Origin of the sequence: Methylomonas sp. MED-D (assembly GCF_050276835.1) — a bacterium.
Classification (GTDB): Bacteria; Pseudomonadota; Gammaproteobacteria; order Methylococcales; family Methylomonadaceae; genus Methylomonas; species Methylomonas koyamae_A.
The window spans coordinates 1,180,924-1,195,983 of record NZ_CP189965.1; the positions used below are offsets into that span (position 1 = coordinate 1,180,924).

Consider the following 15,060-nt stretch of genomic DNA (forward strand, 5'->3'; position numbering starts at 1 on the left):
CAGCGCTCTGCCCGGCTAAATCTTGAAACGTTGCGCGGTCTGGCGCATCGCGGTAGCAATGCCGGCCAGATTACGCGACAGCTTGGCGGTTTGTTCGGCCACGTCGCTGTTTTCGTCGCTCATTCGGGCGATCTGCTCGACATGCACCGCGATTTGCTGGCTGGCTTCGCCCTGCTCGCGGATCGCCCTGGAAATCGCATTGGCTTCGGCTTCGCTATCTTGGGTGCGTTCGGTGATCAATTTCACCGAATTTCCCGCGCCGTCGGCGACGGCGACGCCGGTTTCCACTAACGCGACCGCTTCGGTCATTCGGGCCCCGGCATCCTTGACGCCGGCTTGAATGGCAGTGATTTTGACGCCGATGTCGCGGGTTGCCACCGCGGTACGCTCGGCCAGCTTACGAACTTCGTCGGCCACCACCGCGAAACCGCGGCCTTGTTCGCCGGCTCGCGCCGCCTCGATCGCGGCATTCAACGCCAGCAAATTGGTTTGTTCGGCGACGTCGCGGATGACTCGAATAATTCCGGAAATTTCCTCGGAGGCGGCGCCCAGATGTTGGACCGACATCGAAGTCTGTTCGATGCGCGTGGCGATTTCCCGCATCTGCCGGATCGAATCGGCAATGACAGCGCCGCCGCTGCGGGCGGCATCGCCGGACTGGTGGGCCAGGTCGAAAGCGCGAGCGGCGTTCTCCGCCACTTGATTGATGCTAACCGTCAACTCCTCGACCGTCGCGGCCATGCTGGCGGCGGCTTCCGACTGGCGTTCCGAGCTTTGCGAGGCCAGATCGGCAGTCGTCAGCAGCCGTTCGGCATTGCTGGCGTTGTCGGCGATACCGTTCAGCAGATCGCGTAGCGCCGCTTGTATCGCGGCGGCGACCCGATTCACCGCGTCGGCGGTTTCGCCGATTTCGTCGTGCTTGTCGACGTTGGCTCGCAACGAAAAATCCAGGCGCTCGGCGATTGCCGTCGTCGTCGTATCGATATGTCTGAGCCGGGGCACGATGGCTTTGAACAACCAGGCGTTCAAGCCGATGGCGGTCAGCAACACGGCCAACGTGACGGCGACGGTCAGCGTTTGGCTGGACTCGGTTAGCGTATTGGCGTCTTGCTCGGCCTTGTCGGCATTGGCTAGACTGGCTTCGACCAAGACGTCTATCGTCGGCAGCAACTCGCGAAACGCGGAGCGGCCGGCGCCGCGAAAATAACTCAGCGCCGACTCGTATTCGCCGGCTTTGATCAAGGCTTCGAATTGCTGGTGGCTTTGCAGATAGGCTTGCAATTTATCCCGGTACAGCCGGTGGCGGGCGATTTCGTCGGCGCCGGTCAGCAGCGGTAGCAAGGCTTGTTCGTGACTTTGCAAGTCGGCCGAATTTTTGTTCATCCGGTTTAGCGTTTCGGCAATCTCGTCGGCGGAGCGGGTCAGCAGCAGCTGGGTTTCCCGGTTGCGGTAGTCGATCAGCGCCGACTTCATCGCCTCGGTGTGGCGGATCTGCGGCAACAAAACATGGTGAGTATGTTCCAGCGTGTCGGCAATACGATTCAGCCCGACCATGCCGATACCGCCGACCACGGCGGTTAATAGGAATACCGCGACGAACGCGAAGATGAGTTTTTGCGAGATGCGCATGCCGTCTGTCCTTGGCTGAACGGAAAAAATGAGAGCTTGGCCCGCTTGGCTGGACCGGAGATCATAAGTTTAGCCAAGTTTGACGGCGGCGAAGCAATGAGGACGTCGAGGAGGGCACTTCCCGTTGTGTCGGGAATCAACTCGGGTGGCGTTTAGGCCGTCGCTTTTGCCGCCAGCGGATGAAGCCGGTGACAAACAGCGTTGGACACGCCAAACCGGTGAGAAACACCAATATCCGCCCGGTCATCCCGAAGGCCTGACCGGAATGCAGCGGCCATTGCCAGTGGGTGAAGATTTCCCCGGCCGTAGCGGTCGGCAGGCTGGGGTCGTCCAGATCCAGAATCTTACCGCTGTAACGGTCAATCACCGTGCAGCGGCGTTCCAATAGGCTACCGGGCGCATCGACGCCGTCCTGGCAAACCGTGTAAGTCTGGTTTGGATTCGGCGCGCCGTAAATCCAGTGCGGCCGGCCTGTTGGGTATTGTTTCAATGCGATCGCCACCGCTTCGTCCATGCCGATGGCCGGCGCATCCGGCTTGGGCGCCGCGGATTGAAACCAATAGCGGTAGGTTACCGGCGAGAACAATTCCAGCACTGGCACTACATTGTGCGGCAGGACTAGGTACGCGCCGGAGAACAGCACCGGCACCATCACCAGCAAGGTGTAAAAGCCGCTGATTTTATGCAGATCGTAATTGAAGCGAACTTTGCCGGCTTTGGCTTTAAACGTCAGTGCTTGCCGCCAATGCCCGGTCAGCGGCCACCAGACGATCAGGCCGGTCAGCGTCGAGATGATCAGCAATGCCGCCGAGATACCGACGATCACCGTACTGATGTCCTCGGATGGAATCAGCAGAGCGTAATGTAGTTCGAACATCAGGCCGATAAAGGTGTTGGGTTGCCAGTTGTCGGATCGGCCTTGCAGTAGTTTGCCGGTGACTCGCGCCGTGTAAGGGTCGACCGCCACCAGCCAGCGTTCAACGGCTCCGGCGTTTGGAAAGGCAAAGTTCAATTTGAACGCTGCCTCCGCGTTGCGCGGATAAGTGGCGAAGGTATGCTTCGCGGTTGACGGCATCGCTTGCCGGCCGACCTCGAAAATTTCCGCCAAGGGTCGATATTCGGCATGCTCCGGTGGTTGCACCGTTAACATCTCGGTGTGCAACCATTCGTCGATTTCCGCATGAAACACCAGAATACTGCCGGTGATGCCGTAAATCGACAGCAAAAACCCCAAGGTCAAACCCAACCAGAGATGGGCAGTCAGCCAGCGTTGGCGCCGAGCTTTCAAACGAGTCAGGCGTTGGCTTGGAGTATGGCGAAGAGGTATCGTCGCTAAATTATCGGTTTTGATGTCCATGGTTTTAGTCGAAAACAAATTTGGTCGTGACGGCAAAAGCATCTAGTCATCAATAGGACGTCACAGCAAAGAAAATCCCCACGTCGATTGGCATTTGATCAATATTTGTCGGCACATCTGTCACGGTTGGGTTAAGTGGATTGGCTGCATTGAGGTCGATCTGGTATATCCCGACTTATTGAGCTGTTGAATATGCCTTGCCAAAACGGACTAAAACTCCAAGCGTACCGAACCCATGGCTGTCAGTGGCGCACCAGGGTAAATCCCAACTCGCGGCGGGGCGTTTTGAAAAGGATCGGTGGATTCGTAGTAGGTTTTATCCAGCAGATTGCGGACATTAAATTGGGTGATCAAGCGGGATTTGCCAAGCTGATAGGTATAGCTGGCAAAGGCATCCAAGCGGGCATAGCCGGGTAATACAAAGGTATTATCGTTGTCACCTTGCCGTTGTCCCGCGGCAAACAAACCCAGGCCAAAACTCAAACCGTTCAACGGTTCGTAGTGATGAATATCGTATTTGAGCCATAAACTGCCGGAATGCTCCGGCACATTGTTAAGACGGTGGCCCTGCAGACCGGAAAAATCTTTGGTGATACGCGCATCGGTAAAGGCATAGTTGCCGATGATGCTGATCTCGTTGGTCAGCCGTCCGGCCATATCCAACTCAATACCTTGACTGCGCGCTTTGCCGATAGCCGCACTGGCGAAAGGATCGGGGCTATTGAAATCGCGGGTCATCAAGTTTTCTTTGGTTAAATGGTAATACGCCAGTGTCGTGGACAGGCGCTGGTCGAAAAACTCGGTTTTAAACCCGGCTTCGAATTGTTCGCCGATTTCCGGATTAATCGTCGCGCCAGTGGCGGTTATGCCATTGTTGGCCCCGAAAGACGTGGTCCAATTGCCGTAAATACTGGCCCAGGGCCAGGGCTGATAGAGAAGACCCACTCTAGGGCTAAAGCCCTCGTCTCGACGCGAAGGTAGGGCTGCATCGGCGGCGCTAGCCGAATTACCTATGCCCAAGCCGGTTCTTGCCCAGTCGTAACGACCGCCGCCCAGGATATGCACTTTATCCCACAGGGTAATCTGGTCCTGAAAATACGCGCCGTACCAGTCGTCCCGGAACAGGTAATGGTTAGCCCCACCGTCGGAGGGTGTTGTCAGCGCATCGGCGTAATAGGCCGGGTCGATGCCGTATTGGGGATTATAAATATCGATCTCCAAACCCGGCACCGGATCCTGGTAGTTGCCGTAGAATTCATAGCTGCCGACCGCGCGCAAGTAATCGACGCCAATCAGGGTTTGATGACTGACTCCCATTAAGTCGAATTTCCCAGTTAAATCTAGATTGGTCGTATAGGTTTCGTTGTCGGAGGTTTGAGAAAATATATTCCGTGCATAGTGGCGATTGCCCGTGCTCGGATCGAGAAACTGTTCGACGGTAAAGCCATTGGCGGGTTTGACTGAGATATTTTTATCGTAAATAAACGAAGCCAGGAACCGATTGCGTAAGGTCCAGTTGTCGTTGAAAGCATGGCTTAGATTGAAGCCAAGGTTTACCTTGGAGTTAGTATCGACCGGATCGTTAGGGTCGATAAAGGATCGGCTAACCGGAATCGGTGCCGGGCGATTGCCGATAGCGAACAAACCTCTGTCAACCTGATAGTCCTCATGTAAGGCCTCGACCTCCAGTGACATTTCAGTTGCATCACTGGGCCGCCAGGTCACCGATGGATTGACCAGCACCCGGTCATTAAAATTAAAATCCCGAAACGATTTGTTGTTTTGATAAGCGCCGGAAAAACGATAGCTTAATGACTTATCGCCGGTTATCGGTCCGGTGGCATCCCATTCGGTTCTATAAAAATCGTACGCGCCGAAACGTTGCTCCACCGAGTAATAGGTCTCGTCGCGAGGTTTTTTTGTCACTAGGTTAATTAAGCCGCCAGGCTCGATACGGCCAAACAAAACCGCCGCCGGACCTTTCAATACTTCGACGCGCTCCAGATTCGCCGAATCGAATTGAGCCCCCTCGCCAATACCCAGGCCGTTGGCGACCAGACCGTTTCGATAAACCCGCCCGTTCCTAAAGCCACGAACGATGTAGGCATTACTCAGGCCCAAGGACGATTGCGGACGTATGCTGCTGACGTTTTCGAGCGCGTCTTTAATGGTCGTGGTTTTTTGATCGTTCATTACCGCTCTGGGTACGACTTGAATCGATACCGGGGTTTCCATGATCGGCGCATCGGTTTTGGTGGCGGCGCTGGCGCTGGTGCGGTTGTAGTCGGGATTATAAGGATCGCTGTCGGCATAGCCGGATTTGCCTGTTACCGTCACCGCCGGCATAGTCGTAGCCGTTAGGGGCTCAGCTACCGCGTTTTTTTCCAATTTCACGGTATTGCCATTATTGAATTGGTAGCTTATCCCTGAACCCTTTAGCAAGCGCGTCAACGCGGCTTCCAATGAATACAGTCCGCTAACGCCCGGCGAATCGATACCCTTGACCAGTTCCGAGTTGTAAACGAATTGCACGCCGGATTGTTCGGCCAGGGCGCTGAGCGCGGCATACAGCGGTTGCGGGGCGATGCTGAAGGCGCGGGTTTCGCCGTTGACGGCGGTGCTGTCGGCTTGGCTGGGCAACGGCAGAGCCAGGGCTGCAAGGCTGAAACACAGCGACAAAGTCTTGATGCCGCGCGATCGGCCTGGCGGGGTTTTGCCGGTTCCAATGGCCGGGCTTTCTGTATTTCTCATGGATTGGGTCCTCAGTGAATGTGTTCAAGCTGAGAACGATTGGCGGCTAACAAAGCCGTACAAGTCAGCCCGCGACAAATTGTCGCAGGGCTTCGCGGCCGGCTAGGATCGTAAAAAGATCAGCGGGCCGGCACGTACCACTTTGATGGGCAGGGTTTGTTCCAGTGCTGTCAGCCAGGCGTCGATGTTTTGGATATCTACGGCGATATTGACTTCCCGTTCCGCCAACCGATCGTTCAACAGCCGGATCGGGCCGCGCCGGTAGCGGTTGATTTCGGAGATAACCTGCTGCAAAGGTACGAAGTTCATCAACAAGCGACCACGCCGCCAGGCGTCGGCGCTGCTTAATTCCGCCGTTTGCGGCGTACCCAGCCTATCGGCGGTAAAAGCCAATTGTTGACCCGGTTGCAGCGTGGCGCTGTCGGTTTGCGCGCCGTGCGTGGAAGGCCGACTGCTGCGCACCTTGCCTTGCAGCAGCGTCACCGCGCCGGCCTTACCGTCGTATCGAACGATAAAGCGGGTGCCCAGGGCCTCGGTCGTCGTGGCGCCAGTAGCGACACGGAACGGCCGACTGGCATCGTGCGCGACATCGAATTCGGCTTCGCCGCGCAGCAATACGATGCGGCGTTCGATGCCGTTGATCGAGACATCGATCGCGGTGTCGGTATTCAAATGAACGATGCTGCCGTCGGCCAGTGCGATCGAGCTTTGCTCGCCAATGCGGGTGCGGTAATCGGCCAGCGGATGTTGCAGATAATCCGGATAAAAACCGGCCAGCGCCGCCAGCAATAGCGACGCGGCGGCGGTAGCGCTCCAACCGCGTCGAAGCACGCCGCTGGCCCGTCGCCGCTTGGCCGAGGCCAGACGTCGCCGGCGATCGGCCAGCAGCGGCTCCGGCAGGACTTGCCACAGTTGGGCGATGTCTTGATAAGCTCGCTCGTGCGCCGCATCCGCCCGGCGCCAGGCGGCGAACGCGGCGGCGGTTTCCGCCGAGACCGCGCCGGACGTCAGACGCACGTGCCACTCGACGGCGGTGCGGCGCGCGCGGTCTTCGAGAGTTTCGGGCGTATCGGTCATCGGCGGGTGGGCAAACGGTTTAGGGAAATCACTATAACGAATCGGCGCGGGCTAAACCATATTAGGTGTCCAGGGCTTGGCGGCATTGCAGTAGGGCGCGGGCCAATTGCTTCTCCACCCAGCTCAGGGAAATGCCCAGACGCGCGGCGATTTCGGCGTGGCTCAGCCCTTCGATCCGGCTTAGATACAAGATGTCGGCGCATAAATCGGGCAATTCCGCCAGCGCGGATTCGATTTGCCGCCAGTCGTCCCGCGCTTGCGCGCTGCGCTCGGGCGACGCGGAAACATCGACTTCAGTGGCGCCGCCCAGGTAGTGGTCGAGCAAATCGTGATGGCGTTTCTCGGCGCGCAGATAATCGATCGACAGATTGGCCGCCACCGCGTAAAGCCACGCGCGCACTTCGCCTTCGCTATTCGGCGGCGGCTTCAGCAAGCGTAGTCGCAGGTAGATGTCTTGAATCAGGTCGGCGGCGGTGTCCGGGCAACGCAGGCGTTGTTGCAAAAAGCCAAGAATCCGCGGTCGGTGGTCGATAAAAATTCGATAAATGTCGTGTTCCGAGAATGCCATCCGCGACCAGCCGCCGATCCCAAGTTGCCAAACGTGGCAAATCCCAAAGCGGAATGCGTGCCAGATTCGTTGGTTTGTACGGTGGACCAGCGTTTTCGGGCGGTTCATGACGACGAATCAGCGGCTCGGTGGTTCGAGCTCGGGTTAAAACTGTGTGATATGCCTCAGCGCTAGGGCATATACCTCACTCAGGCGCCGATCCGAAGGTGGCGGAAATTATCGAATCCATGGTGTTCGGACTCAATCGATACCGGTTCTAGGCTTGCCGCCGTCGCTTGCTTCGCGGCCCGAAAAGGCCTGGACCGAGCGGCTAAACGCTTGGAGTTGGGCGTCGATTCGGCCGTTGAAGCTATCCGCCGGATAGCGGCCTTGGTCGTCGGCGCGGCCGATGTCCGTTCCGGTCAGCAAGGCCAGTGCTTGCTCGACGCCGCCGACCGGGTATATATGAAACTGGCCGGCTTGGGCGGCATGCACCACGTCCCAACGCAGCATCAAATGCGGCACGTTGCCCGCCGGGATGATGACACCCTGCGTGCCGGTCAGGCCGCGGGCGTTGCAAATGTCGAAGAAGCCCTCGATTTTTTCGTTGACGCCACCGATGGGCTGCACCTGGCCCAACTGGTTGATCGAGCCGGTCATCGCCAAGTCCTGGCGTAACGGTACCTGCGCCAGCGACGACAAAATCGCGCACAGCTCGGCCAGCGACGCGCTATCGCCCTCGACATGGCCGTAAGACTGTTCGAACACCAGACCCGCCGACAGCGAGAATGGCGTATCGCGGGCGTAACGGGCGGCGATGAAGTGCGACAAAATCAGCACGCCCTTGCTGTGTAGCGGGCCGCCGAGTTCGGTTTCGCGTTCGATGTCGACGATCTTGCCGTTGCCCATTCGGGTAGTCGCGGTGATGCGGGACGGCTGGCCGAACGCGAAATCGCCGACTTGCAACACCGACAAACCGTTGATTTGACCGATCACCTCGCCGTCGGTATCGATCATCAACGTGCCGCGTTGGATATTTTCGTAGAGCTTTTCGCGGATCTTGTCGAGCCGGCGGGTCTTGAGGTCGATAGCCTGTTGTACGTCGCTGTTGGCGATGGCGGTATGGCCGTTTTCGCCGGCCCAGTAATCGGCCTCGGTCAGCAAATCCTTGATCGTGCGCAGATGGGTCAGCAACTTGTCGGCGTCGCCGGCCAGCCGGGCGCTGTGTTCTATCACCCGCGCCACCGCTTGCCGGCTCAATGGCCGCAGCTGTTCGCGGCGGGCTATCGTCGCCAGCAAGCGAGCGTATTCCAGCGTGCCGCCGTGCCGGTCCATGCTGCCTTCGAAATCGGCGGCGACCTTGAAATAGTCCTGAAATTCAGGATCGTAATAACCCAGTAGGTAATACAACATCGGATCGCCGAGCAAAATGATCTTGACGTCCAGCGGAATCGGTTGCGGTTCCAGCGAGGTGGTGCTGATCAGGCTCAACGCCCGTTCCAGCGACTCGATGCGTATCTCGCCGGCCTGCAAGGTACGTTTCAGCGCTTCCCAAGCGTAGGGTTGTTGCAGCAGTTTGCGAGCGTCCAGAATCAGATAGCCGCCGTTGGCCTTGTGCAGCGCGCCGGGCTTGATCATTGTGAAATCGGTGATTAGCGAACCCATCTGCGCTTGATGGTCGATGCGGCCGATCAGATTGGCGTAGTTCGGCAAATCCTCGCAAATTACCGGTGCCGAGCGTTTGCGACTGAAATCGACGATCAGATTGACCTGATAGCGCTTGAACGGCTGCGGTTCCTGCGGTATTTCCAGGAAGGACAGGGTTTTTTCGCCGTGCGGCATGAAGTCGCGGACATGCTCTACGATGTCTATTTGCACCGCGGTCAGATAGTCCAGAATCGGCTGCCACTTGGCGTATTTTTCCTTCAGCTCGTCGATCGAGTGATTGACCGCCAACTCGGCCATCTCCCGATTCAAGGCTTGCAGCTTGCGCTTGGTTTCCTTGCGCCATTGCGGAAACAGTTTGATCGCATCCTGTACCCGTTCCTGCAAGCCCATCACCGTGTCGTGGTAGTGGCGTTGCTTGTCCTTGTCGAGTTTGCCGAATTGTTCCGGCGTCAGCGGTTCGTTGTCGTCGTCGGCCGGCAGAAAGGCGTAACCGGTCGGCGTTTCGGTGAAGATGATGTGCGCCTGATCGGCGTCGTCGCGGATTCGGTTCAACACGTTGAGTTCGCGCTGGCGCGATTCGTTGTCCAGTTCGCCGGCCCGCGAGCGGTATTCGTCGCCGTCGAACGCCGCCGGAATCGCCACGCTGAGTTCGTCGATCAGTTCGGCCATGTCCGACTGAAAGGCTCGACCCTGACCGGGCTCCAGGCCGATCGCCTTGGGTTTGGACGGCTGCGCGAAATTGTGCACGTAACACCAGTCCAGCGGGACCGGCTGGCGATGCGCCTCATGTTCAGCCAGTTCGCGGACGATGGTCAGCTTGCCGGTGCCGTCGGGTGCCAACGCGAAGATGTTGTAGCCGGGCTTGCGTAGCCGGACGCCGAACTTGATCGCTTCCAGGGCTCGCGTCTGGCCGACGACGATGTCCAACTCCTCCAGTTCCTCGGTGGTCGCGAACGGCAACTCCTCCAGGCTGCAGGCTTTATAAAGCAGGGTCGGCGCGAGTGCTGGGATGGTCATCGGGTAAAGTCCTTGTCGAAAGATCGCGGGTTAATGGCGTGTGGCGCGCCGGTGAACGTCAGAACGTATCGTCGGCGCCGGCTGGGTAGTCGCGCGGCGGGCAGGCGTAGCGTTGCTTGAAGACCCGGCTGAAGTGAGCCATGTCGTTAAAGCCCCAACGTAGCGCGACTGCGGTCAGATTGCGGCAGGCGGGCGGACCTGCGCGTAACTCGGCCGCGCAACGCGCCAACCGGCGTTCGCGGACGTAACGCATCAGCGAGGTGTTTTCGGCGCCGAACAAGTCATTCAAATAGCGGGCGGACAGCCCCAGTTCGCGGGCCAAGCGGGCCGCGTTCAGCTCGGGATCGGCCAAGCGCGATTCGATGTGGCGTTTGGCGCGGTCCAGCGCGGCGGCGCGGCTGGCCGACAATTCGAAGCGGGCCGGCCGCAGTTCCGCGAAAGCCTTGACCAACAAATCCTGGAGCTGCTCGGCGATCAGCGCGGTTTCGTCGGCCTTCAACGTGGCGGCTTGCGCCAGCGCGGTCCGCGCCAGGGCGCCGGCGACGGCGGCCAGCCCTTGTTCGCCCGGCAGGCGTAGCGCGGTGCAATGTTCGACGCCCGGCAGGCGGGCACGCAACAAGGGGCGCGGAATGGCCACCAGCAGCTTGGCGAAACGGTCCGGGCAGTCGATGCGGTGGGCTTGGGTGGCGTCGTATAAGGTCCAATCGCCGACTTGCGGAAAGGCCTCGCGGCCGTGCTGGCGCAAGCGGTAACGGCCGTCCAGCAGCAGTACCGCGAAATAGGCGTCTTGGCTGGCCGAATCCGGTTCGCCTGGCAAGCTGCGCAAGCCCAACGGGTTGGAGCGGATCGCCGACAGACGCAGATTGGACCAGTGATGTATCGTCATTTCGTTGAACAAGGGCTGGTCGGTGGGCGGCTCGACGTCGACTCTGGCGTATTCGCGGCCGATGACTTCGCGCAACCAGGCCTGCCGGTGGGACGGCGCGATGGTCTCGGTCGAGTAAAAGTCCGCGTGTATGGGCTGGTCGTCAATACGTTTGGTCATGGCTGATCTGGGTTGGCGAGCGCAACATACTATTGGCGTAAGTGCCGTTTTGGTCAAGCGTCGGGGCCGATTCGGACAAGCGGGCGAGCGCCGAGCACGTTAGCATACGGTTTTTTCCTAGAGGTCCGCGATGAATTCCTTATCGAATCCGAATCCCCTATTGCTGAAAGGCGCCGGTTGCTGGCTGTTGGTCGCGCTGGTCATGGCCTGGTGTCTGGTCGGTCTGCACTTCGAGTTGGCGCCGCTCCAGGCCTTGTTTCCCGGCAAGCCGGCCCGCTTGCTGCAGGCTCATCTGGACTTTTTATTGATGAGCGCGTTGCTGTTGGGCTTTTACGGCGCTCGCTTTCCGCTGCCGGCTATTGCCTGTTGGGCCATGGTGATCGGGGCGTTCACCAACTCCAGCCTGTTTTTACTGATGGCGATGTTTCCGGTGCTCGACGACCCGGCCGCGACCGGCGTGGCGGTCGCGGTCTTCAAGCTGTATACCTTTGCCAGCATCGTCACGACCAGCTTCGGTTTTGGCCGCGCGGCTTGGGCGGCGGTCAGACACGCCGCTCAGTCGGCTTGAGGTCGGATCTCGATTAGGCTCAGACAGCGTTCGGCGATGGCTTGTGCTTGGGCGTCCGGCTCGAATCCGGCGTATTTCGCCGCGAAAGCTGAGGCCGCGGCGGCGTAGTTCGGCCGCGCGCTCAGGTCCTTGAGCAATGCGCGGAAATTGGGCTTGAGGGTTTCGGCCGGTAGCTGGATGCCGGCACCGACTTCGACGATGCGGCGGGCGTTGATGGCTTGCTCGATCTGCATCGGCAGCACCAATTGCGGCTTGCCGGCCAATAGACAGGCCGCGCCGGTAGCGGCGCCGCCGTGGTGGACGGCTAGATCGCAAGTACCGAGCGCCGCTTCCAGGCGTAGCGGCTGAGCGCAAATATGTAGATTGGCGCCGGCGTGTTGGTCGGCAAAGGCCGCGGACGCGCCGGGAATGTGCAGCAGGCACGACCAGCCGCTGGCGGCTAGCGCTTGCAGTAGAGGGCCCAGGGCAGGGTACTCCGGGCGCAGGTAGCCGAACAGCTTGAGTGCCGAGCCGGTCGGCCAGCGTGGCTCCGAGCCGGCGGTCGCATGCAGCGCCGGGCCCCAATAACGGGCGGAGACGCGTTGCGGATAGGCGTCCAGTTCCGGCCAAGTGCACAAAAACCTTTCGGCGGTCTCGAACAAATCCGCCAATGTCCGCAACGTCGGTGCTTCCAGCCGAGCCGCGACGGCGTTGGCTCCGGCCAGCACGCGCGCTTCGGTGTCGGCCAACTCGCGTGGCGCGGTCGGTAACCAGGGACGTAACGCGGGCAGGGGGTGGCTGGCCGGCGGAATTTGAAAGCCGCCGCCGAACAGCGCCCCGGTCAGCGGCAGACCGCGCGCGGCCAATTGTGCGGTCGGCGCGTGGTCGAACACCAGCAGGTCGGGTTTCAGGTGCCGATACAGGGCACGCCAAGCGTTTGCTCGGCTGTAGAGCGCGGCCGGGTCGGTGTAGCCGGTGTTTGCTAGTATCCCGGCGTAATTCAGCGCCGCCGGTAGCGGCCGGCCGTCCGGCCAATAGACCGGCGCTTGCAAATAGCCGAAAGCCTCGTCGCCGAGTAGCACGTCGGCGAATTGCAGATTTTTCAGCACAAAAATCACGTCGTGCCCAGCCTGTCGCAACCGTCTCGCCACCGGCAAGAACGCGGCGATATGGCCGTAACCGGCGCCCAATTCCCAACAATACAGAATACGGCTCATCGCCGGCATGCCATTGGGCTGGAAACACTAGGGGAGGCCGGAGATTGCGCATTCCGCGATTCGTTTCGGGCCGTTGGTCCCGGCGGTTCCGCACGGGACGCGGTTTCCGCCCGCCGCTCCGGATTTCCCGCCGCGCCATTCACAGAACGCTGCCCAACGGCTATCTTTAACGCTGTCATTTTTTTACCGTGTCATCTCGTGATGTTATTACCCTTGGCAAACCCGGATAGCGGCGCTATCCCAGCCGCCGGTCCGGCGTGTCGTAAACCAGCGTACCCGTTCAGTGTTCTCGAGCCGCGCAACGTCGCGTCCAAGTCGCTTATTTTAGCGGCCTTCGCGGCGTTGGCTTCGGCGCCGTCGGCGGTCGAGGCTTACACGCTCGACTTTTCTCCAAGCAGTTACAGCGTCGACGAGGCCGGCGGTGCCGTTGAGGTCACCGTCAATTTGGCATTGGGGCGGAGCGATTACGGTAGTTGTTTCGTCTCCGGCGTGGTTTCCGCCAGCGGTGGTACTGCCACCGCCGGCAGCGACTTCAGCATCTCCGGAGGCGATTTCAGCTTGGATGCGGTCCAGAACGGCTCGGCGACCGTCGTGGTCAACATTAACGACGACAGCGAGGTTGAGAGTAGCGAGACGATCAATCTGACCTTACAGTATCAGCCTGACTGCGACGGTTCGATCAATGTCGGCTCCGGGGCCACGATTTCGATCGCCGATAACGATGTCGCGCCAACGCCAACCCCGGATCCGACCCCAACGCCCGATCCAACCCCGACCCCGGATCCAACGCCGACGCCTGATCCAACCCCAAATCCGACGCCCAATCTGACCAACGATCCGGGCTTCTCGCCAAACCAACAAGCCATCTACGACGGCCTGACCTCCGCTTGCGAAAATGCCAGCGGCGCTTTGGCGGCACGTTGCGAGACCATCACCAATAACGATTTGAACCAGGTGATTCCGGATGAAGTGGCGGCTCAAGGCGCCGCCGCGATCGATTTCGGGTTCAAGCAGTTTTCGATTATTCACGGCCGTATCGTCAATTTACGAAATTCGGGGTCGCAAGGTTCGACCTTGCTCGGGTATTCGACGATCAACATCAACGGCGAGATCCTGCCGGTCGGCAAGGCTTTGCTGGCGGCCTTGAGTCCGGCGCGCGGCGGCGCGGCCGGCGACGATCCCGCCGAAGATCCGTTTCGGGACAGTCCGCTGGGCTTTTTCATCAAGGGCCAATTCAACGTCGGTCAGCGTAACGCCAGCTACAAGGAACAGGGTTACAAGGTCGACCGCAAGGCCGTCACGCTAGGCGTCGATTACCGGTTTACCGACGATTTCGTATGGGGCGCCTCGTTCGGCTACGGCGGGGCCAACACCGATTACCAACGCAACAACGGCAAAATGGCCAACGATGCTTACGAGTTTTCGTCCTACGGCAGCTACTTTCTCCCCGCCGACTTTTATGTCGATTGGATCATGAGCTATGCATTGCACGCGTTCGAAATGGACAGGCGCTTGAATTTAAGCGACATCGATACCGTCGCGCGCAGTTCGGTCAACGGCGACCAGTACGGCATCAGCCTGGGTCTGGGCAAGGATGTCGCCATCGATAGTTTCGTGCTCAATCCCTACCTACGTTGGGAGTACATCAACACGCAAGTCGATGCCTATCGGGAAGCCGGCGGCGGAGGTCTGGGTTTGACCTACGACCGTCAGGCCATGGAGTCGGTCACCTCGACGATAGGCGCGCAAGCCAGCAAATCGGTCAGTACCCCCTGGGGGGTGTTGACGCCGGGCGCTCGTTTCGAATGGGTGCATCAGTATATGAACGACAGCCGCGCGATTCGAGCCCGCTTCAGTCAGGCGGCGGCCGGTACCGGTTCGTTCAGCGTCGCCACCGAGAACCCGGACCGGGACTATTTCAATTTGGGCGGTTCGCTGGCGATGACCTTGCCGGAAGGGCGAGCCGGCTTCTTACGTTACGAATACCGCGCCGGCCAAGCCTATATTTCCGATCATACCGTCGAGCTCGGGGCCAGGATTCCGTTTTAAGCACCGGATTTTGCAGGTGCTTGGTCGCTTGCTTGGGTAATAGCGTTGACCGGACGCTATATAGCCATGCGAACCCGCCGCCGACCAAATCCGGAACTAGGGTCGATTCGGGTCTATGCTTTCTTCACGAGGCCGTTTTTTGCGTATCGGCCGCTA

Annotated in this window: 10 protein-coding genes; 2 read left to right on the forward strand and 8 right to left on the reverse strand. The window is 59.6% G+C overall.

Annotation, left to right across the window (positions count from 1 at the left end; translation table 11 throughout):
• Positions 1 to 15: 15 nt before the first annotated feature.
• From ACQE3E_RS05265 to ACQE3E_RS05295, 7 genes are all read right to left on the reverse strand, one after another.
• Positions 16 to 1,629, reverse strand: coding sequence for a methyl-accepting chemotaxis protein (locus tag ACQE3E_RS05265; protein WP_427501291.1), 1,614 nt, complete (start codon positions 1,627 to 1,629; stop codon positions 16 to 18).
• A 136-nt stretch (positions 1,630 to 1,765) separates the two neighbouring features.
• On the reverse strand, positions 1,766 to 2,986 hold the full coding sequence (locus tag ACQE3E_RS05270; RefSeq protein ID WP_427501292.1) for a PepSY-associated TM helix domain-containing protein: 1,221 nt from the start codon (positions 2,984 to 2,986) through the stop codon (positions 1,766 to 1,768).
• Positions 2,987 to 3,196: 210 nt separating this feature from the next.
• Entirely contained in the window at positions 3,197 to 5,737 is a 2,541-nt protein-coding gene (locus ACQE3E_RS05275) for a TonB-dependent siderophore receptor (RefSeq protein ID WP_427501293.1), read from the reverse strand.
• 102 nt (positions 5,738 to 5,839) lie between these two features.
• The gene (locus tag ACQE3E_RS05280; RefSeq protein ID WP_313728795.1) at positions 5,840 to 6,814 is read right to left on the reverse strand and encodes a FecR family protein; all 975 of its coding nucleotides are present in this window, start codon (positions 6,812 to 6,814) and stop codon (positions 5,840 to 5,842) included.
• A gap of 61 nt (positions 6,815 to 6,875) precedes the next feature.
• Positions 6,876 to 7,490 (reverse strand): RNA polymerase sigma factor, encoded by a 615-nt coding sequence (locus ACQE3E_RS05285; protein ID WP_231883524.1) that lies wholly within the window; start codon positions 7,488 to 7,490, stop codon positions 6,876 to 6,878.
• A gap of 132 nt (positions 7,491 to 7,622) precedes the next feature.
• Positions 7,623 to 10,046: a Lon protease family protein gene (locus ACQE3E_RS05290; protein WP_313728794.1), complete on the reverse strand. Its 2,424-nt coding sequence runs from the start codon at positions 10,044 to 10,046 to the stop codon at positions 7,623 to 7,625.
• Positions 10,047 to 10,104: 58 nt separating this feature from the next.
• Complete coding sequence (locus tag ACQE3E_RS05295; RefSeq protein ID WP_313728793.1) at positions 10,105 to 11,091, reverse strand: helix-turn-helix domain-containing protein; 987 nt, start codon at positions 11,089 to 11,091, stop codon at positions 10,105 to 10,107.
• Positions 11,092 to 11,221: 130 nt separating this feature from the next.
• Between ACQE3E_RS05295 and ACQE3E_RS05300 the strand changes: the two genes are divergently transcribed.
• Positions 11,222 to 11,659: a hypothetical protein gene (locus ACQE3E_RS05300; protein WP_064024560.1), complete on the forward strand. Its 438-nt coding sequence runs from the start codon at positions 11,222 to 11,224 to the stop codon at positions 11,657 to 11,659.
• On the opposite strand, the gene ACQE3E_RS05305 is transcribed toward ACQE3E_RS05300, so the two are convergent.
• The gene (locus ACQE3E_RS05305) at positions 11,647 to 12,855 is read right to left on the reverse strand and encodes a glycosyltransferase (RefSeq protein ID WP_168031768.1); all 1,209 of its coding nucleotides are present in this window, start codon (positions 12,853 to 12,855) and stop codon (positions 11,647 to 11,649) included. The genes ACQE3E_RS05300 and ACQE3E_RS05305 overlap by 13 nt on opposite strands.
• A gap of 201 nt (positions 12,856 to 13,056) precedes the next feature.
• Here ACQE3E_RS05305 and ACQE3E_RS05310 point away from each other — a divergent pair, with 201 nt between their 5' ends.
• Positions 13,057 to 14,904, forward strand: coding sequence for an autotransporter domain-containing protein (locus ACQE3E_RS05310; RefSeq protein WP_313729457.1), 1,848 nt, complete (start codon positions 13,057 to 13,059; stop codon positions 14,902 to 14,904).
• Positions 14,905 to 15,060 lie beyond the last annotated feature (156 nt).